We start from the raw sequence: 703 nt of genomic DNA, 5'->3' as shown, positions 1-703 counted from the left end.
CGATTGAGCCGTGGCTCAATCGTGAACACCTGCGGCAGGTTCATCATGCCGCCGCCGGTGATCTCTTCCAAAGGCTTCACCGAGTTCACCAGCATGACGTAGAGCGGCAGCAGGTAGAACAGACCGAACAGAAGCAGCACCAGATAGATCAGCGTGCGTGTAACGCGGCCCGTTCGAATTGCGGTATCCTGAGTAGCTTGAGACATCAGCGTTTCTCCCGCAATTCGGCGTAGAGATAGGGGATCATGATCGCCGCGATGGTCATCAGCATGATCGTGGCCGACGCCGCACCGATCCCCATCTGGTTCCGTGTGAAGGTGTAGGAATACATGAAGGTCGCAGGCAGTTCGGTTGCGCGACCGGGTCCACCCCCGGTCAGGGCGATGACAAGGTCAAAGGTCTTGATCGCAAGATGGCTGAGGATCACAAAGGCCGACAGGAAGGCTGGTCGCAGTTGCGGGATAATGATCCGGCGATAGAGGTTCCAGTTCGAGGCTCCATCCATTTGCGCAGCCCGCAGGATCTCGTTGTCGATCCCACGCAGGCCAGCCAGAAACATTGCCATTACGAAGCCGCTTGTCTGCCAGACGGCCGCTAGAACCACCGTGTAGATGGCGTAATCACGGTTTTTTATCCAGTCGAACTCGAAGCTGGTCCAACCCCATGTATGCATGACGTTTTCCAGCCCGATGCCAGGGTCAAG

1 protein-coding gene and 1 pseudogene are annotated in these 703 nt (G+C 57.0%); both read right to left on the bottom strand.

The annotated features are described in order from the left end of the window. Positions 1-206: pseudogene (locus tag ACR0E6_RS22325) on the bottom strand (carbohydrate ABC transporter permease); the annotation flags it as partial. After that, positions 206-703 (bottom strand): carbohydrate ABC transporter permease (locus tag ACR0E6_RS22320; RefSeq protein ID WP_480587493.1); only part of this gene is annotated, 498 nt, incomplete at its 5' end. The pseudogene ACR0E6_RS22325 and the gene ACR0E6_RS22320, both read right to left, overlap by 1 nt.

This window comes from Ruegeria sp. AP12 (assembly GCF_056540025.1).
This window is presented reverse-complemented; position numbering and strand designations above follow the sequence as displayed.